This is a genomic window from Micromonospora luteifusca (assembly GCF_016907275.1).
Classification (GTDB): domain Bacteria; phylum Actinomycetota; class Actinomycetes; order Mycobacteriales; family Micromonosporaceae; genus Micromonospora; species Micromonospora luteifusca.
In genome coordinates this window covers 3,340,844-3,358,874 of the sequence record NZ_JAFBBP010000001.1, presented here as the reverse complement: position 1 = coordinate 3,358,874, position 18,031 = coordinate 3,340,844, and the positions used below count along the sequence as shown (strand labels likewise).

Below are 18,031 nucleotides of genomic sequence, written 5' to 3'. Positions count from 1 at the left end.
ACAATGAGGTACGTGACGACGATCCCCAACGTGCTGGCCAACCGGTACGCCTCGCCCGAATTGGTCGCCCTCTGGTCTCCGGAGGAGAAGGTCCGGATGGAGCGGCGGCTCTGGCTCGCCGTGCTACGCGCTCAGCGCGACCTGGGCGTGCCGGTGCCGGACGGTGTGGTCGAGGCGTACGAGCGGGTGCTCGACCAGGTCGACCTTGCCTCGATCGCGGAGCGGGAACGGGTCACCCGGCATGACGTGAAGGCCCGGATCGAGGAGTTCAGCGCGCTCGCCGGGCACGAGCACGTGCACAAGGGGATGACCTCGCGGGACCTCACCGAGAACGTCGAGCAGCTCCAGGTGCGCGCCTCGCTGGAGCTGATCCGGGACCGGGTGGTGGCCACCCTCGCCCGCTTGGCCTGGCTGGCCCACGAGCACTCCGAGCTGGTCATGACCGGCCGTTCGCACAACGTGGCGGCGCAGGCCACCACGCTCGGCAAGCGCTTCGCGTCGGCGGCGGAGGAGCTGCTGATCGCGTACGAGCGGCTGGAAGAGTTGATCGCCCGCTACCCGCTGCGTGGGATCAAGGGGCCGGTCGGCACGGCCGCCGACCAGTTGGACCTCTTCGACGGCGACGCCGACAAGGTGGCCGAGTTGGAGCGGCGGGTCGCCGAGCACCTGGGCTTCTCCCGAGTGCTGGACAGCGTCGGGCAGGTCTACCCGCGCTCGCTGGACTTCGACGTGCTGGCCGCCCTGGCCCAGACCGCCGCCGCGCCGTCGTCGCTGGCCACCACGATCCGGCTGATGGTCGGCCAGGAGTTGGCGACCGAGGGCTTCAAGCCGGGTCAGGTCGGCTCCAGCGCGATGCCGCACAAGATGAACACCCGCTCGTCGGAGCGGGTGAACGGTTTCGCGGTGATCATCCGGGGTTACCTGTCGATGGTCGGCGAGCTGGCCGGTGACCAGTGGAACGAGGGGGACGTGTCCTGCTCGGTGGTCCGCCGGGTGGCCCTGCCGGACGCGTTCTTCGCTGCGGACGGGCTTTTCCAGACGTTCCTCACCGTGCTCGACGAGTTCGGCGCGTACCCGGCAGTGATCAACCGGGAGCTGGAGCGGTTCCTGCCGTTCCTGGCCACCACGAAGATCCTGGTGGCGGCGGTCCGGCGTGGCGTCGGCCGCGAGGTCGCCCACGAGGTGATCAAGGAGCACGCGGTCGCGGTGGCCCTGGCGATGCGCGAGAAGGGCTCGCCGGAGAACGACCTGTTCGACCGGTTGGCGGCGGACGGCCGACTCGGCCTCTCCCGCGCCGACATCGACACCCTGGTCGCCGACCGCAGCGCATTCGTCGGCGCCGCTCCCGCCCAGGTGGCCGCGATAACCCGCCGCATCACCAAGGTGGTCCAAACCCACCCCAACGCCGCCACCTACTCCCCACCCCCCATCCTCTAACCCGCCCCCCTCCCCCCGGCCCCCACCCCCCTATCCCCTGTTGATCATGAGGTTATTGCCACGACACGCCGAGACGTCGGGCAATAACCTCATGATCAACCAGGTCGGGGTGGGGCTGGGATGGGGTGGGTGGTGGGTGGGGTGGTGGGTGGTTAGTCGCCGGTTGGGGTTTCTGCGGCGGTTCTGAGGTTGGGGGCGCTGGCTGGTTCGGCGATGCCGCCGGGAGACCCGGTGAAGCCCGCGACCTCCGCGGTCCCCGCAGCGACCGCCGGCTGGTCGGCCGGCATGACTTCGGGCATCTTGGGTACGGCGACCACTGCCGTTCCGTACGCGCAGATCTCCATCCACATCTCGCCGCAGTCCCGGCTGTCGAACCGCATGCCGATCACCGCGTTCGCGCCGAGCCGCAGGGCCTCCTCGCCGAGCCGGGACACCGAGTCGGTGCGCCAGCGGGTCAGGTTGTCCGGGGCCAGCGGGTCGTACGCGCCACCGCGCAGGTTCTTGACTCCCTCGCGGTACGGGTTGCGCGTCCTGGCCATCGATGACACCACCTCACCGAGAATCTGGCGGATCTCATAGCCGGGCAGTTGCTCTGTCGTCACGACCAGCACGGTTCCGATGCTGTCAGGAGTGGCGCGACCCGATCGGGTGCATTGTTCACCTGATCGGATGCTGCAAAACGACGCGGCGCGGACGGCCGGCACTCAGCCGGCCATCCGCACCGCGTGAGGCGCTAACCGTCAGACACCGGCCACCGAGGTGATCCAGGCCCGGTTGTACGCAACGCTGCCGTAGTTCTGGATGCTGTAGCCGTCGGCGGTGGAGGCGACACCGACCTGCTGCCCGTTGTAGAACTGCGGGCCACCCGAGTCGCCCCGCCAGGCGTTACCGCTGATCTCGGTGCTGCGGATCGCCTGCCCCCCGTACGCGTCGGTGACGCTGTTGCTGGTCACCCGCACCGTGGCGGTCTTCAGTTGGCTGGACGCGGAGCAGCCGCTGTAGCAGGTCATGCCCCACCCGTAGATCGAGTTCGTCGAGTTGATGGGCGGGTTGCTGCTGGCCAGGGTCACCGTCGAGGTGCTGACGGTGCTGGAGAGCCGCATGAGGGCGAGGTCGTTGCGGGTGTAGGTGGCGCTGACCGTGCGGGTGACCCCGCCCGAGGCGCGGTAGACGCTGCCGACCCGGACCGACATGGTGCCGCTGATGCAGTGCCGGGCGGTGAGCACCCACTGCGAGGCGATGACGCTGCCGGAGCAGGTGAACGAGCCGTTGCTCAGCACCGCGGCGGCCCAGGGCGCGGACGAGACGGTGCTGCCGCCGATGATGGGTTGCGGGCCGGGTGGGGCGGCGGACGCGCTGGACGCGGCGCCGAGGGCGCCGACCAACGCGGTGCTGAGTACGACGAGCAGGGGGCGGATGCGCATCGGGTGGACTCCTTGGACGGGGCGGACCCGGGGTCGCCGGGTGCGGAAGGGCGGCAGCGGGGGTTCCCGCCGGCGCTCAAATCGACTTACGTCGATGTACGATAGGGCCCGAGGCCATCGTTATCAAGATACGGATCGACATCGCCCAATGTAACGATTCGGCCACCCGTTGCGCCGTGTATGTCCTGCTGAGGCCACCTGTCGCGCCTGTTGGGTCACCCTGGGCGTCGGTAGTGTCGATCACTGCCTGGACTGCACCCGGCCGGTGCGCCCGCGGCGATATCTGCCAGGTACGCTGGCTGCGCTCGCCCGTTGTGGGTCGGCACCCAACTGCGTACACAGTCAGGAGTGCCCAGTGCCTCGCGTCGTCGTCGACGTCATGCTCAAGCCCGAGATCCTCGATCCGCAGGGCCAGGCCGTCGCAAACGCGCTGCCCCGGCTCGGCGTCGGTGATGTCGCCTCGGTTCGGATCGGCAGGCGGATCGAGATCGAGTTCACCGGTGAACCGGACCTGGACCGTGCTCGGGAGATTGCCGACAAACTGCTCGCCAACCCGGTCATCGAGGACTTCACCATCCGCGTGGTCGAGGCCGACGAGACCGCGGACGCCCGCTCGTGACCGCCCGGGTCGGTGTGGTCACCTTCCCTGGCTCGCTCGACGACGGGGACGCGGCCCGGGCCGTCCGGATCGCCGGCGCTGAGCCGGTCCGGCTCTGGCACGGTGACCCGGATCTGCACGGGGTTGACGCGGTCGTCCTGCCCGGCGGCTTCTCCTACGGTGACTACCTGCGTTGCGGCGCCATCGCCCGGTTTGCCCCGGTGATGGAGACGATCGTGGACGCCGCCCAGGGTGGCCTGCCGGTGCTCGGCATCTGCAACGGCTTCCAGATCCTGTGCGAGGCGCACCTGCTGCCCGGGGCGCTCACCCGCAACCAGCACCTGCACTTCCGCAACCGGGACCAGGTCCTGCGCATCGAGTCGGCCGGCACCGCGTGGACCAACGCGTTCCAGCCCGGCCAAGAGGTGCTCATCCCGGTCAAGAACGGCGAGGGCTGCTACGTCGCGGACACCGCGACGCTGGATCAGCTCGAAGCCGAAGGACGAGTGGTTGCCCGCTATGTCGGCGGCAACCCCAACGGGTCGCAGCGCGACATCGCCGCGATCACCAACGCCGCGGGCAACGTGGTCGGCATCATGCCGCACCCCGAGCACGCGGTGGAGGAGCTCACCGGCCCGTCGTTGGACGGCCTGGGGTTCTTCACGTCGGTCCTCAAGCACCTGGTGGGGGCGCCAGCGTGAGCGCCAGCAGCGAGGAGAGGTCATGACCACCCATCCGGACCCGGTACGCGACACGCCGGAGGCGTACTCCGCCCCGGCGCAGCCGGCCGAGTCGAGCCTGGCGCAGTCCGTCGCGCCGGCGACCGCTCCCGTCGAGCCGGCCGCCGCCGTCTGGACCGAGGGCGTGGACACCGTGCCGCGCGCCGGCGGGACCCCGGGCGAGCTCCAGCCGTACACCGAGCTGGGTTTGCGCGACGACGAGTACGACCGGATCCGGCAGATCCTCGGCCGCCGGCCCACGCAGTCCGAGCTCGCGATGTACTCGATCATGTGGAGCGAGCACTGCTCCTACAAGTCGAGCAAGGTGCACCTGCGCCAGTTCGGTGAGAAGGCCCCGCACAGCGACCGGCTGCTCGCCGGTATCGGCGAGAACGCCGGTGTCGTGCAGGTCTCCGACGAGCTGGCGGTCACCTTCAAGGTCGAGTCGCACAACCACCCGAGCTTCGTCGAGCCGTACCAGGGTGCGGCGACCGGCGTTGGTGGCATCGTCCGGGACATTCTCGCCATGGGCGCCCGCCCGGTCGCGGTGATGGACCCGCTGCGCTTCGGTGCCGCGGACCACCCGGACACCGCCCGGGTGCTCACCGGTGTGGTCGCCGGCGTCGGTGGCTACGGCAACTGCCTGGGCCTGCCCAACATCGGTGGTGAGTTGGTCTTCGACCCCTCTTACCAGGGCAACCCGCTGCTCAACGCGCTCTGCCTGGGCGTGCTGCCGGTCAGCCGGCTGCAGAACAAGGCCGCCGCCGGCCCGGGCAACGTTGTCGTGCTGATGGGCGCCAAGACCGGCCGGGATGGCATCGGCGGCGTCTCGGTGCTGGCCAGCGCCACCTTCGACGAGGGCAGCGAGGCGCGCCGCCCCGCCGTGCAGGTCGGTGACCCGTTCACCGAGAAGCTGCTGATCGAGGCGTGCCTCGAGCTGTACGACGGTCAACTGGTGGTCGGCATCCAGGACCTTGGTGGCGCCGGTCTGACCTGCGCGCTCACCGAGACCGCCGCCGCTGCCGGCACCGGCATGCGGGTCTGGCTGGAGCGGGTGCCGCTGCGCGAGCCCTCGATGGACCCGCACGAGATCCTGGCCAGCGAGTCCCAGGAGCGGATGCTGCTGGTCGTCGAGCCGGACAAGCTCGACGCGGTGCTCAAGACCTGCGAGAAGTGGGGCGTGCTGGCCACCGCGATCGGTGAGGTCACCGCACCGGAGCCGGACGGCCGCCCCGGTCGACTGGCGATCACCTGGCAGGACCACCTGGTCGTCGACGTGCCGCCGGGTTCGCTCGTGGACGACGGCCCGGTCTACGCCCGGCCGATGCGCGAGCCGGCTGACCTGATCCTGCTCCAGGCCGACCGGGCCGAGACGCTGCCCCGCCCGGCCGACCCGGAGGCGCTGCGGGAGACCGTGCTGCGCATGATCGCGTCGCCCAACCTGGCAGACAAGACCTGGGTCACCGAGCAGTACGACCGCTACGTGCTGGGCAACACCGTGCTCGCCCAGCCGGAGGACGGCGGCGTGATCCGGATCGACGAGCGGACCGGTCTCGGCGTGGCACTGTCGTTGGACGGTAACGGTCGGTACGCCCGACTCGACCCGTACAACGGCACCAAGCTGGCCCTGGCCGAGGCGTACCGGAACGTGGCGGTGACCGGCGCGAAGCCGATCGCCGTGACCAACTGCCTCAACTTCGGTTCGCCGGAGGACCCGGGCGTGATGTGGCAGTTCGCCGAGGCCGTGCGCGGCCTGGCGGACGGCTGCCTGGAGCTGGGCATCCCGGTGACCGGCGGCAACGTCAGCTTCTACAACCAGACCGGCGCGGCGGCCATCCACCCGACCCCGGTGGTCGGTGTGCTGGGCGTGCTGGACAACGTCGCCGACCGGGTGCCGATGGGCTTCGTCCCGCGCGCCGGTGGCGACCACGACCAGCTCTACCTGCTCGGCGAGACGAACGTGGAGCTGTCCGGCTCGGAGTGGGCCTGGGTGACGCACGAGCACCTCGGCGGTATCCCGCCGCAGGTCGATCTCGCGCGGGAGAAGACGCTCGCCGACCTGCTGTCCGAGGCGGCCCGCGTCGGTCACCTCAGCTCGGCACACGACCTCTCCGACGGCGGCCTCGCACAGAGCCTCGTCGAGTCCTGCCTGCGTCGCGGCGTCGGTGCCCGGGTCGCGGTGCCGGAGCAGTTCGCCGAGGGCTCGATGCCGTTCGTCTACCTGTTCAGCGAGTCCGCCACGCGGGCGCTGGTGTCGGTGCCCCGGGGCCACGACAAGGCGTTCGCGGCGCTCTGCGCCGAGCGGGGGGTGCCGTTCGAGCTGATCGGCATCACCGACCCGTCCGGCGGCGCACTCGAGGTGCACGGTCAGTTCCGGATCGGTCTGGACGAGCTGCGCGCCGCGCACACCGAGACGCTTCCTCGCCTCTTCGGGGGTTCGGCGGCCGTCGAGGTGCCGGCGCCGGCCGCTGGCGTGGCGGGTGCGGTCGAGGCCGTCCCGCTGCCGGTCGCACAGGACGAGCCCGTTGACGTGGCGGCAGTGGTCTCCGAGCCGATCGCCTCGGCCGGTCCGGTCCCGCAGACCGGTGCGGTCGAGCCGGTCGAGTCGGAGCAGCCGACCACCGCCGACCAGGGCGGGTCTGATTCCGGTGGCACCGAGCCGTCGCCTGACGAGCGCTGAGGCGTTGGCGGCTGCCGTCTACGGCCAACCCGGTTCCGGTGCCCGGTTCGACTGGGGGCTGACCGGGGCGGCCGAGCTCGGTCGGGTCTGCGCGGCGCTGGTGGTGGTGGACGTGTTGTCGTTCACCACCGCCGTGGAGGTCGCGGTCGCCCGTGGCATGCGGGTGCACCCGTTCCCGTGGGGTGAGCAGGCCGCCGACTACGCGCTGCGGGTCGGCGCGGTCGCCGCGGTCGGTCGTCGGCGGACGACCGCGGAACATCCGTGGTCACTCTCACCTGCGGCGTTGAGCAGCGCACCGGTGGTGGCGGACCTGGTGCTGCCCTCGCCGAACGGCTCCGCCATCAGCGCCGCCGCCAGCGCCACCGGCCTGCCGGTGTTCGCGGCGTGCCTGCGCAACGCCCGCGCCGTCGGGCGTTGGCTGCGCCGCCAGGGGTACGGCACGGTGGATGCTCCGATCGGCGTGATCGCCTCGGGCGAACGGTGGCCGGACGGATCGTTGCGCCCATCGGTGGAGGACCAGCTCGGTGCCGCCTCGGTGCTGGACGCTCTCTCCGGCGTGCCGGGCGGGCTGTCCGTGGAGGCGGCCATGGCACTTGCCGCGTTGGCGAGCACTCCGGATGTGCCCGCTGCGGTGCGCGGCAGTGTTTCCGGGCGGGAGTTGACCGAGAGCGGCTTCGCCGAGGACGTGGACGTCGCCGTCCGGATCGCCGTGTCGGACGTCGTACCTGTGCTCCACCAGGGTGTCTTCTCCGCTGCTTGAGCAACGCGGGCAGCAGCGCCGGCACCGGTCGGCCCTGTGGCGCCAGCCCGCCCCAACTCCAACGACCGCGAGCACATCTCGTGACAGCGAAACGGTCACCCGGATCTCCGGGTGACCGTTTCCGTGCGCTGTGGTCGGTCAGTCGTCCAGCCAGTCGAGGCGTCGGCCGCCCCGCTCGGTCGGCGGCGGCGGCGTGTCCGGTCGGGTCCGGCCGCCGGCTGGTTGGCCGTAGCCGCCCTGGTCGTAGCCTCGCTCGTCGTAGCCGCCGCGTTGCTGCGGAGGTTCCTGGCCGTAGCCACCGGCCGGTTGCGGGGGCTCCTGGCCGTAGCCGCCGCCCTGCTCGTACCCGGCTGGTTGGCCGTAGCCGCCCTGGTCGTAGCCCCGCTCGTCGTAGCCGCCGCGTTGCTGCGGGGGCTCCTGGCCGTAGCCACCGGCCGGTTGCGGGGGTTCCTGGCCGTAGCCGCCACCCTGCTCGTACCCACCGGCTGGTTGGCCGTAGCCGCCCTGGTCGTACCCGCCGGCCTGCTGGCCGCCATATCCCGCGGTCGGCTCGGCAGCCCGGCCGCCATACGGGGCCGGGTCGGGCTGGCCGTACCCCTGCCCCTGCTCCGGCTGGTAGACGCCGGTGGCGTACGGGTCGGCCGGAGCCGGGTACTGGGTGCTGTCGCCGGTGTACCGGCCGGTCGGCTCGTCGTACCGCTCGCCGTAGGCCGCGCCGCCAGCGGGAGCCGGCGGGTAGGCCGCCGTGCCGGCCGGGGCGGAGTAGTCACGACTCCCGTAGCCGCCACCGGAGGCGGGCGCGTTGCCATAGCCACCGGAGGCCGGTGCGCCGCCGTAGCCAGCGCCGGAACCAGGGGCGGCACCGTAGCCGTCACCGTAGCCGCCCTCGGCGCCTGCCGGAGCGCCGTAGCCGCCGCCAGAGGCGGGCGCGTTGCCGTAGCCGCCACCCGACGCGGGGGCGTTGCCGTAGCCGCCGGCGCCGTACCCGCCGGGTGCGGGCTCCTCGCCGTAGCCGGCACCGCCCCAACCCTGCTGGCCCGCACCGCCGTACGCCTGCGCCGGAGCACCGTACGGGTCCGGCGGAACGTCGTCGACCACCGGGCGGTGCATCATCGTCGGCGCCTCGCTCAGCGCCGCACCGCCGACCATCGTCGGGTCCGCCCCGCCGCCGGGCCGTCCGCCCACCATCCGGGTCTGGTCGTCCGCGCCGCGGAATCCGCCGCGCGCCGGCGGCACCACACCGCCGCCACCACCCGTCGCCGGAGCGTCGTCGTCGCCGCCGCTCTCCTTGCGCTTGATCCAGAGCAGCACGATCGTGCCCACACCGGCGGCGACCAGGAGGCCACCGAGCAGAATGATCAGGTACGCGGCCACGCCGCCACCGCTGTCCTCGCTGGTCGCGGCGTTCGCCGGAGCACCTGGGCTTTCCTCGTCGGTGGCCTGGTCCTCCGCGCCTTCCTCGGTCGTCTCCTCGGTGGGAGTGGCCTCGGGGGTGGTGGACGGGGTGGCGCTGGGCGTCACCTCGACCTTGATCGCGAGGCTGATCCGTTGCCCGGTGATGGACTGCCCGGCGGCGGCGTTGATGGTCTTCCTGGCCACGACGGTGTCAAAGGTGGCACCGAGGTCGATCCGACCCGGTGCGATCGGGTTGGCCGTGGTGCCGGTGAAGCGGAAGTTGCCGCTGCCGTCGCTGGTGGTGTCGAAGGTCTTGCCGGTGCTGTCCAGCAGCATCACAACCGCGTTCGGCACTGCCTTGCTGTCGGCCTGTGCGACCACCTTGCCGGAGATCGACTTCACGGTCTGCTTTGGCGGCGGCTCGGCGGCCTTGCCCACCAACGTGACGCTGGTCGACCCCTCCTGACTCTGCTTGATCGCGCCGTTGGAGTCCGTGGCCTTCACGGTGATGTTGGCGTTGCCGTTGCCCGCATCATCCGCGAGTTTGAAGGTGGCGTCGTAGGTGCCACTCGACGTCACCCGGCCGCGGGAGCACCCGTCAACGCAGGTCAGCTTCGGGTTGCTCGAGCTGAAACTGATGTCAGCCGGCTCGGCACCGTCTTCGAAGGCGAGTTTGTAGCTGATCTTCGTGGTCTTGCCGGCCTCGACGCTGCTCGGCGATGCCGAAACGTCCGTGACGTCGGGAGCGGCTAAAGCTGGTGTGGCGGGGACGGCGAGCAGAGCGCCGGCAACCAGCGCTACGACCACACCGGCCCGCTGCTTCCAGGCACGTCGGTGTGTTGACACGTCCACCGCCTTCCGGGCTGACTTCCCTCTGACCGGCGGGGCGCCGGGCCGGGGACATCACGGTTCGAATACGCCGTCGGCAACTATGCCTTGTCCGACTGGATCGGCGCGACCCAGGGCCAGCGTCAGGTGTCCGGCCTGCGGGTCGTATCGTCCCGTCGTGTCCTCTCCGCACAGTAAGTCCGCTGCCGTTACGGCGGTGTTGTTGGCGCTCGATGAGGGGCGTACGCCCGAACGGCCGGTGTTTCGAGAGGCGGTCCGGTCGTTGTTGGCCGTCCTCGCGGAGCGCGCCCCCGGCCGATCGGTGGAGGTGCGTGTCCCACCATACGGTGCGATCCAGTGCGTACCCGGACCTCGACACACCAGGGGAAACCCGCCAAACGTGGTCGAGATGGCTGCCGACACCTGGTTGGAGTTGGCAACCGGGAGGATCGGCTGGGCGGAGGCGGTCACCGAGGGTCGCGTCCAGGTGAGTGGTGTCCGTGCGGACCTCTCGGCCTATCTGCCCCTCTAATCGCCCCGACGTCCCACGCAGAGTGACGCTCAGCAGGGATATCGTGACTATCTGTATTGACGGCGTTTCGCGTACACTGTCAGGCGATGACAGTGGTCCCGGCAGGGGAGTGTGGATCCGCCCGTGATCCCGCCCGGCCGGTCCAGACCAGCATGAGGGAGCGGTAGGTGCCCCGAGGCGACGGCCGGCTGAGCCACGACCTTGACCCCCAACGACCTGGCCCGCAAGACGCCTGTGGTGTCTTCGGCGTCTGGGCCCCCGGCGAAGAGGTTGCCAATCTGACCTACTTCGGCCTCTACGCCCTGCAGCACCGGGGCCAGGAGGCAGCGGGCATCGCGGTGAGCGATGGCTCCGGTGTGGTGGTCTACAAGGACCTGGGCCTGGTGGCTCAGGTCTTCGACGAGCCCACCCTGGCGAGCCTTCGCGGCCACCTGGCGATCGGGCACGCCCGTTACTCCACCACCGGCGCATCGAACTGGGAGAACGCCCAGCCGACGATCCGGTCGACCACCTCCGGCACGACCATCGCGCTGGCCCACAACGGCAACCTTGTGAACACGGCCGAGCTGGAGAAGGAGGTCGCCGAGCGTGGCCTGATCGCCGACGGTTCGACCAACGACACCTCCCTGGTGACGATGTTGCTCGCCGGTCGACCGGATCTGTCGGTCGAAGCGGCCGCGCTGGAGGTGCTGCCGCAGCTGCGTGGCGCGTTCAGCTTCGTCTTCATGGACGAGTCGACCCTCTACGCGGCCCGTGATCCGCACGGCGTCCGCCCGCTGGTGCTCGGCCGCCTGGAGCGCGGCTGGGTGGTGGCCAGTGAGACCGCCGCGCTGGACATCGTCGGTGCCAGCGTGGTGCGCGAGGTCGAGCCGGGCGAGCTGATCGCGATCGACGAGAACGGGCTGCGTTCCACCCGGTTCGCGGCACCGGAGCCGAAGGGCTGCCTCTTCGAGTACGTCTACATCGCCCGCCCGGATGCCACGATCGCCGGGCGCAACGTCCACGCGGCGCGGGTGCAGATCGGTCGGCAGTTGGCCAAGGAGCACCCGGTCGAGGCCGACCTGGTGATCCCGGTGCCCGAGTCAGGCACCCCGGCCGCGATCGGCTACGCGGAGGCGTCCGGCATCACCTACGGTGCCGGCCTGATGAAGAACCCGTACGTGGGGCGCACCTTCATCCAGCCGTCGCAGACCCTGCGTCAGCTCGGCATCCGACTCAAGCTCAACCCGCTGCGGGAGAACGTCCGGGGCAAGCGGTTGGTGGTCGTGGACGACTCGATCGTGCGTGGCAACACCCAGCGCGCCATCGTCCGGATGCTGCGTGAGGCGGGGGCGCTGGAGGTGCACGTCCGGATCTCCTCCCCGCCGGTCAGCTGGCCGTGCTTCTACGGCATCGACTTCGCCACCCGGGCGGAACTGCTGGCCAACGGGTTGGACAACGACGGCATCCGGCGTTCCATCGGCGCCGACACGCTGGGTTACGTTTCGCTTACTGGCCTGATCGCCGCGACCGAGCAGCCGAAGACCCGGCTGTGTCGCGCGTGTTTCGATGGGGAGTACCCGATCGAGCTGCCGGCCGGCAACCTGATCGGCAAGCACGTGCTCGAAGGGGTGGGCCGACGGGTCGCCAACTCGGCGCCGGAAGCTCCGCACATCAACGGCTCGTCCGTCGCCACTCCGGGTGGCGTGACCGCAAACCGCCCGTAGCACCAACCGGCGCGGCCCGGCCACCGCCGGCGCGGCACCGAGAACCAAAGGGGAGAACCGTGACGCACGTGTCCGAGCGCAGCGGCGCAGGAAGCAGCCCGACCGGCGCTGGCGGCGACCGCCAGCCCTGGACGGCCGGCGCTGGCCGTCAGGCGCGCAAACGCTCGGTCTCGTACGCCGACGCCGGGGTCTCCATCGACGCGGGCGACCGCGCGGTGGAGCTGCTCAAGTCGAAGGTGCGTCAGACCCGCCGCCCGGAGGTTCTCGGTGACCTCGGTGGCTTCGCGGGCCTGTTCCGACTGGACACGAAGAAGTACAAGAGCCCGATCCTGGCGTCGTCCACCGACGGGGTGGGTACCAAGCTGGTGATCGCTCAGCAGATGGACATTCACGACACGGTGGGCATCGACCTGGTCGCGATGGTCGTGGACGACCTGGTGGCCTGTGGTGCCGAGCCGCTGTTCCTGCTCGACTACATCGCCACCGGCGAGGTCGTGCCGGACAAGGTCGCCGAGATCGGCGCGGGCATCGCCGACGGCTGCCGCTACGCCGGCTGCGCGCTGCTGGGCGGGGAGACCGCCGAGCACCCCGGCGTGCTCCGCCCGGACGAGTACGACATCTCCGCGACCGGTGTCGGCGTGGTCGAGGAAGCCGACATCCTCAGCCCGGAGCGGGTCGAGGTGGGCGACGTGGTGATCGCCATGCGCTCGTCCGGCCTGCACTCCAACGGATACTCGTTGGTCCGGCACGTGCTGCTCGGTGCTGCCCGGATGCGACTGGACATCGTGATCGACGACTTCGGTCGGCAGCGGACCCTGGGTGAGGAGCTGCTCACCCCGACCAAGATCTACGCCAAGGACTGCCTCAAGCTGATCGCCGAAGCCGAGGTGCGGGCGTTGTCGCACATCACCGGCGGCGGTATCCCCGGCAACCTGGTCCGGGTGCTGCCGGAGCACGTCGACGCGGTGGTCAACCGGTCCACCTGGAAGCCGCAGCCGATCTTCGACCTGATTCAGTCGAAGGGTCGCATCGACGACCAGGACATGGAGTCGACCTTCAACATGGGCGTCGGCATGTTCGCGATCGTGTCGGCCGAGGACGCTGACCGGGCGCTGGCCACGCTGACCGGCCGTGGGGTCGAGGCGTGGCAGGCCGGCGAGATCATCGAGGGCACGGGCAACGTGCAGATGGTCGGTCAGCACACCCGGGGCTGATCACGCTCTGGTGATCGTACGGGCACCTGATCAGGGCTTCACCCGAGTGGCCAGTGCCGCCTAGCCTGAAGGGCTCAAGCTAGGCGGAGGAGGGCGATGGCTGCTCGGGGACAGTCGTTCAGCGGGATGCGCGGTCTGGCCGCCGTCCCGTCGTACGTCGTCATGCAGCCAACCACCCTCTGCAATCTCGACTGCACGTACTGCTACCTGCCGTTTCGTGCCGCGGATCGTCGGATGCCGGTGTCGGTGGCCGAGGCGGTCGCGGCGTCGGTCAACCCCTGGGCGGCGGCCGGCCGATTCTCGGTGGTGTGGCACGGCGGCGAGCCACTGGCGGCCGGCCGGGAGCATCTGGCCGACCTGATCGCGCCGTTCGGGCCCGAGGTCGAGCACCACGTGCAGACCAACGCCACCCTGATCGACGACGACTGGTGTGACTTCTTCACCCGACACGAGATGCGGGTGAGCGTGAGCGTCGACGGGCCCCGGGCGCGCAACGGCGACCGGGTCAACCGGGGCGGCCAGCCGGCGTACGACCGGATTTTGCGTGGTGTCGCCGCGCTGCGCCAGCATGGCCTGCCCTTCTCCGCGCTGGCCGTGGTGTCCCGGCCGGAGCCGGGGCTCGCCACCGAGCTGTACGACTACTTCCTCGAGTTGGGCTGCGACGTGTTGGGCATCAACATCGAGGAGACCGAAGGGGTCAACACCCGCGACAACAGCCACGACCCGGCGGCGGTGACCGGCTTCTGGGCCGAGTTGGTCGCGGCCTGGCGTCGGGAGCCCCGGATCCACCTGCGCGAGATCGAGTGGTCGCTGCGTTACGCCGCGGCGGTGCTCGACAACTCGGCGGACGGGGTGCTGCCGCGCCAACTGGACCCGATCCCGACAATCGGGCACGACGGCTCGGTGACCGTTCTCTCCCCGGAGTTGGCCGGCTTCACCGACCCCCACTACGGCGACTTCAGCAGCGGCAACGTGCTGACGACCCCACTGGCGGAGATCCTCGACGGTGCGGCGGCGGCGACGCCGTGGGTGGGAGAGTTTCTGACTGGGGTGGAGGCGTGCCGGGCGTCCTGCCCGTACTTCGGCTTCTGTGGCGGGGGTCATGCCGCCAACCGTTACTTCGAGCTGGGGCGTTTTGACGGCACGGAGACCGAGCACTGCCGCAACAGCAAGATCCGCCTATTGGAGGGAGTGTTGGAGCATGCCCGAGATCACCAGTCACCGGCGGCCTGAGCGCGAAGCGGACGACGGCGTCATCGAACGGGTGCGAGAGGCGGGTCCTGCGCTCGTCGAGCTGCTGCAGGAGGCCGAGGACGCACGGCGGCTGCGTTCCGAGGTGTCGGGAAGCGACGGCGCCAGCGCGGTCTGCGCCTGGAACCACTTCGAGAACATTCCGACGTTCTACAACTGGAACAACCGCCCGCGCTGACGGAAGCCACGATCGGGGGCCTGTCGAGCGACCGGAGTGGCTCCGGTCGGGTCAGGCCCCCTGATCGTCGGCTGCACCTGCACGGGACGTGCGTGAGCACGCGGACTCACCGCGTGCTCAGTTACGTCGAGAGGTCAGCGGGTCGGACGGACCCAGGGATCCGGATCGTCGTCCGCGTGATCCTCATCATCGTCGTCGACGAACTCTTTAGAGTCGTCGTCGAAGTGGTGCTCAGACTTACCAGCACCCGCCAGTTCTCGCTGCAAGGCGGTGAGGTCGGTGTTCGGGGAGTGGTACTTCAACTCCCGGGCCACCTTTGTCTGCTTGGCCTTAGCACGGCCGCGCCCCATGGCTCGACCCCCTCGCACAGAATGCGGGGCAGCCCGAAGGCGGGCCCCGATGACGTCAGGCATCTCTCGTGGCTCTTACGGTACATGGGGATGCCACCGTTCGGCACCTCGGGTTACCGTCAGCCGGCTCTGCGCGTCGCGTCGATCCGGCCGTGACCCAGTGTACCGGGTAAGGGGCGGAACGGTTAGCACCCGTGACACCGGACAAACCGCATCAAAGTTGACCCGACTTCAGCTTACTGGCCTGCGCCGACAAAAGGTGCCCGGAGGCGGATCCCGTCGATCCGCCTCCGGGGACGCTCAGCGCAGGTGGATCGCGCGCAGCCGGCCGACATCCGCCATCCGCCGTTCCGCGAGCCGGTCGGCGGCCACCGCCGGCGGCACGCCCTCGGCGTCAGCCAGGCGCAGGATCTCGCGGGTGGTGTCGTAGATCCGGGTCGCCCGCAGCTTCGCCCGGTCGAAGTTGAAGCCCTCGATCTCGTCGGCCACCTGGATGACACCGCCCGCGTTGACCACGTAGTCCGGGGTGTAGAGGATGCCCCGATCGGCCAGCAGCTTCTCGATGCCCGGGTGGGCGAGCTGGTTGTTCGCCGCCCCGGCCACCACCTTGGCGCGCAGCGCCGGCACGGTGTCGTCGTTCAGGGCGCCACCCAGCGCGCACGGCGCGTACACGTCGATGTCCGCGGCGACCAGCGTGGTCGCGTCGTCGACCAGGGTGACCTGCGGGTGGTTGGCGCGTACCCACGCCAGCGCCTTCGGGTTGACGTCAGTGGCGACCACCTCGGCGCCATCGTCCAGCAGGTGCCCGGTGAGGTATTTGCCAACCTTGCCCAGCCCGGCCACACCGATCCGGCGGCCCCGCAGGCTCGGGGTGCCCCAGACATGCTCGGCGGCCGCCCGCATGCCCTGGAAGACGCCCCAGGCGGTGAGGATCGACGAGTCGCCGGCACCGCCGTGCTCCACGCTGCGCCCGGTCACGTAGCGGGTCTCCCGGGCCACGACGTCCATGTCCGCCACGTAGGTGCCGACGTCGCAGGCGGTGTAGTAGCGGCCGCCCAGCGACTCCACGAAGCGGCCGTACGCTCGCAGCAACGCCTCGCTCTTGATCTGCTCGGGGTCGCCCCAGATGACGGCCTTGCCACCGCCCAGGTCCAGCCCGGCGAGCGCGTTCTTGTACGCCATCCCGCGCGACAGGTCGAGCACGTCGGCGAGGGCGGCGTCCTCGTTGTCGTACGGGTAGAAGCGGGTGCCGCCGAGCGCCGGCCCCAGCGCGGTGGAGTAGATCCCGATGATCGCCTTCAGGCCGCTCTGCTTGTCCTGGCAGAACACGACCTGTTCGTGACCGGTCGAAACCGAGTCGTCGGTGCTCGCGAATACACCCATGGTTGGCTCCTGGAGTGGTGTGCGTCCTTGTGGGGCGCGGACCTGTTGGACCCCGGCGGGGATACTGCCGGTCTGATCGAGCCTAGTATCGGCCGCCGTGAGGGCGCTCGACGCGCCGCTGCCATCCCACGTTGCGGCGCGCGTGGTCCGGCCGCTGACCGCGTACGGGGGCGGTTCGTGGGAGGATCGCGCCGTGCCGTCGCTCTTCGCTTCTTACCTGCGCGTGTACGAACCGTTGACCGCCTTCGACCGGGACCGGCAGAGCTATTGGCGCCGCTATGTCTCGGAAGGGCGGGCGGTGGCCCCGGTGGAGGGCCCCGGCCGGCAGCGGACGGCGGTGATCGAGGCGCTGGGCGCTGGCTGGACCCGGCTGCCCGACCTGCCGGAGGAGGCGTACGTCCTGGAGACGGACGACAGCCTGCTGGTCTGCCCATGGAACCTGCGGATCCGGGTCGCTGAGGCGGCTCTCAGCGCCCGGGACGGGGTGCCCTCGGTGCTGGCCGACGCCTTCGTGCCGCCGGTGCTGGCGGGGCAGGCCAGGGCGGTCGTCGACGACTGGCGCAGTGGCGCCCGGGTTCTGGAGCACGGGGTGCCCCGGGTGCACGAGCAGATCGCCACCTGGGGGGTGCCGCTGCGCTGGTTCGTGCTCTTCGACCCGGCCGAGCGGGACCTGATCACCCAGCCGGACCGACGGGCGTTGCGCTACCGCACCGAGATCTCCAAGGCCCGTCGCCGCTCGTCACGGGCGCTGTCCGTGCTGCGCAAGTCGGTGGGCGAGGCGCCGATCACCGAGGCGGTGGAGGAGGCGGCTCGCTGGCTGGAGGAGTTCCATCCACGATCGGTGGTCGAGTTGGACTACGGCGGCCTGGTCGACCTGCTCTCCGACGACACCCTCGCTGCGGACGACTCGCCGGAGTTGGTCGCCGCCGGCCTGGCGGGGCTGTCGCGCGGCGAGGCCGAGGAGGCGTCCGCCGCGTACGACAAACTGGTGGCCCGGTGGCGCGCGGTGCAGCTGTTGGAGCGGTGCAACTAGGGCAATATCGCCCAAGAAGTGCTCCCAAGGTGAGGGGTGCTCGTAATTGACGCATCACGAACCGTGATCATGAGTCCGAATAAGGTAGTTTCTACGGTGTAAAAGTCGTAAAAATCGGGCATGGTTCATCCGTCCGTCTAGGGACCTTCATCCGTTCGGCCCATGTCGGACATCGGGGACTAGCCGGACCATGGGAGACGCGTCGGCCGGCGGGACCCCGGCCGATGTCTATACATGTGGAGGAGTGACCGATGGCATCGCGAACGCACGAACCAGAGCCGCTACTCACGCCGGCCGAGGTGGCGTCGATGTTCCGTGTCGACCCGAAGACGGTGACCCGGTGGGCAAAGGCGGGCAAGCTCAGCGCCATCCGCACCCTGGGTGGCCACCGTCGATACCGCGAGTCGGAGGTCAGGGCGCTGCTGCAGGGCCAGATCCCGCAGCAGCGGCAGGGCGACTGAACGGCACCAGTTTTTTCCGGTCAGGGGCGGTGGATCTCGATCCGCCGCCCCTTTCCATGCTCGGCCGACGGCAGACCGGCCT

The 18,031-nt window shown here is 70.3% G+C and carries 17 protein-coding genes; 12 read left to right on the top strand and 5 right to left on the bottom strand.

Features of this window, described 5'->3' with window-relative positions; translation table 11 throughout:
• Positions 1-12: 12 nt before the first annotated feature.
• Positions 13-1,437: an adenylosuccinate lyase gene (gene purB, locus JOD64_RS15115; protein WP_204942811.1), complete on the top strand. Its 1,425-nt coding sequence runs from the start codon at positions 13-15 to the stop codon at positions 1,435-1,437.
• A 152-nt stretch (positions 1,438-1,589) separates the two neighbouring features.
• Here the strand turns inward: purB and JOD64_RS15110 are convergent, their stop codons facing one another.
• Entirely contained in the window at positions 1,590-2,141 is a 552-nt protein-coding gene (locus tag JOD64_RS15110; RefSeq protein WP_307813422.1) for a YbjQ family protein, read from the bottom strand.
• Between the two features lie 36 nt (positions 2,142-2,177).
• Complete coding sequence (locus JOD64_RS15105; RefSeq protein WP_204942809.1) at positions 2,178-2,861, bottom strand: S1 family peptidase; 684 nt, start codon at positions 2,859-2,861, stop codon at positions 2,178-2,180.
• A 355-nt stretch (positions 2,862-3,216) separates the two neighbouring features.
• Here JOD64_RS15105 and purS point away from each other — a divergent pair, with 355 nt between their 5' ends.
• From purS to JOD64_RS15085, 4 genes are read left to right on the top strand one after another with little or no spacing between them, the layout of a single operon-like run.
• Entirely contained in the window at positions 3,217-3,480 is a 264-nt protein-coding gene (gene purS, locus JOD64_RS15100) for a phosphoribosylformylglycinamidine synthase subunit PurS (protein ID WP_204942808.1), read from the top strand.
• Entirely contained in the window at positions 3,477-4,160 is a 684-nt protein-coding gene (gene purQ / locus JOD64_RS15095) for a phosphoribosylformylglycinamidine synthase subunit PurQ (RefSeq protein ID WP_184180402.1), read from the top strand. The genes purS and purQ overlap by 4 nt, the downstream gene beginning before the upstream one ends.
• A gap of 22 nt (positions 4,161-4,182) precedes the next feature.
• Positions 4,183-6,858: a phosphoribosylformylglycinamidine synthase subunit PurL gene (gene purL, locus JOD64_RS15090; protein WP_204942807.1), complete on the top strand. Its 2,676-nt coding sequence runs from the start codon at positions 4,183-4,185 to the stop codon at positions 6,856-6,858.
• The gene (locus JOD64_RS15085; protein WP_372434144.1) at positions 6,827-7,618 is read left to right on the top strand and encodes a 2-phosphosulfolactate phosphatase; all 792 of its coding nucleotides are present in this window, start codon (positions 6,827-6,829) and stop codon (positions 7,616-7,618) included. Before purL ends, JOD64_RS15085 begins: the two co-directional genes overlap by 32 nt.
• Positions 7,619-7,756: 138 nt before the next feature.
• Here JOD64_RS15085 and JOD64_RS15080 read toward each other — a convergent pair whose 3' ends face one another.
• A complete protein-coding gene (locus JOD64_RS15080) occupies positions 7,757-9,859 on the bottom strand; it encodes a hypothetical protein (protein WP_307813420.1) in 2,103 nt (700 codons plus the stop codon).
• A gap of 160 nt (positions 9,860-10,019) precedes the next feature.
• On the opposite strand from JOD64_RS15080, the gene JOD64_RS15075 reads away from it, so the two are divergent.
• The 5 genes from JOD64_RS15075 to amcA all read left to right on the top strand — a co-directional run bounded on the left by JOD64_RS15075 (position 10,020) and on the right by amcA (position 14,722).
• Entirely contained in the window at positions 10,020-10,373 is a 354-nt protein-coding gene (locus tag JOD64_RS15075; RefSeq protein ID WP_307813419.1) for a sterol carrier family protein, read from the top strand.
• 167 nt (positions 10,374-10,540) lie between these two features.
• Positions 10,541-12,079: an amidophosphoribosyltransferase gene (gene purF / locus JOD64_RS15070; RefSeq protein WP_204942804.1), complete on the top strand. Its 1,539-nt coding sequence runs from the start codon at positions 10,541-10,543 to the stop codon at positions 12,077-12,079.
• Between the two features lie 59 nt (positions 12,080-12,138).
• Entirely contained in the window at positions 12,139-13,293 is a 1,155-nt protein-coding gene (purM, locus tag JOD64_RS15065) for a phosphoribosylformylglycinamidine cyclo-ligase (RefSeq protein ID WP_204942803.1), read from the top strand.
• Positions 13,294-13,419: 126 nt separating this feature from the next.
• The gene (gene amcB, locus JOD64_RS15060) at positions 13,420-14,526 is read left to right on the top strand and encodes a cyclophane-forming radical SAM peptide maturase AmcB (RefSeq protein WP_307813939.1); all 1,107 of its coding nucleotides are present in this window, start codon (positions 13,420-13,422) and stop codon (positions 14,524-14,526) included.
• Positions 14,495-14,722, top strand: coding sequence for a multiple cyclophane-containing RiPP AmcA (gene amcA, locus JOD64_RS15055; protein ID WP_204942801.1), 228 nt, complete (start codon positions 14,495-14,497; stop codon positions 14,720-14,722). The genes amcB and amcA overlap by 32 nt, the downstream gene beginning before the upstream one ends.
• Positions 14,723-14,856: 134 nt before the next feature.
• Here the strand turns inward: amcA and JOD64_RS15050 are convergent, their stop codons facing one another.
• Both JOD64_RS15050 and JOD64_RS15045 read right to left on the bottom strand, forming a co-directional pair.
• Positions 14,857-15,072 carry a DUF3073 domain-containing protein gene (locus JOD64_RS15050; RefSeq protein ID WP_030332207.1) on the bottom strand — a complete coding sequence of 72 codons (216 nt, stop codon included), beginning with the start codon at positions 15,070-15,072 and terminating at the stop codon, positions 14,857-14,859.
• Between the two features lie 300 nt (positions 15,073-15,372).
• On the bottom strand, positions 15,373-16,455 hold the full coding sequence (locus JOD64_RS15045; RefSeq protein WP_204942800.1) for a Glu/Leu/Phe/Val family dehydrogenase: 1,083 nt from the start codon (positions 16,453-16,455) through the stop codon (positions 15,373-15,375).
• Between the two features lie 193 nt (positions 16,456-16,648).
• Between JOD64_RS15045 and JOD64_RS15040 the strand changes: the two genes are divergently transcribed.
• Both JOD64_RS15040 and JOD64_RS15035 read left to right on the top strand, forming a co-directional pair.
• Entirely contained in the window at positions 16,649-17,488 is an 840-nt protein-coding gene (locus JOD64_RS15040; protein WP_204946070.1) for a DUF8083 family protein, read from the top strand.
• Between the two features lie 251 nt (positions 17,489-17,739).
• Positions 17,740-17,949: a BldC family transcriptional regulator gene (locus tag JOD64_RS15035; RefSeq protein WP_007073996.1), complete on the top strand. Its 210-nt coding sequence runs from the start codon at positions 17,740-17,742 to the stop codon at positions 17,947-17,949.
• Positions 17,950-18,031 lie beyond the last annotated feature (82 nt).

Coding starts and splice junctions, on each gene's coding strand:
- JOD64_RS15105 (WP_204942809.1), bottom strand. CDS start 2,861: ATGCGCATCCGCCCCCTGCTCGTCGTACTCAGCACCGCGTTGGTCGGC.
- purL (WP_204942807.1), top strand. CDS start 4,183: ATGACCACCCATCCGGACCCGGTACGCGACACGCCGGAGGCGTACTCC.
- amcB (WP_307813939.1), top strand. CDS start 13,420: ATGCGCGGTCTGGCCGCCGTCCCGTCGTACGTCGTCATGCAGCCAACC.
- amcA (WP_204942801.1), top strand. CDS start 14,495: ATGCCCGAGATCACCAGTCACCGGCGGCCTGAGCGCGAAGCGGACGAC.
- JOD64_RS15050 (WP_030332207.1), bottom strand. CDS start 15,072: ATGGGGCGCGGCCGTGCTAAGGCCAAGCAGACAAAGGTGGCCCGGGAG.
- JOD64_RS15045 (WP_204942800.1), bottom strand. CDS start 16,455: ATGGGTGTATTCGCGAGCACCGACGACTCGGTTTCGACCGGTCACGAA.
- JOD64_RS15035 (WP_007073996.1), top strand. CDS start 17,740: ATGGCATCGCGAACGCACGAACCAGAGCCGCTACTCACGCCGGCCGAG.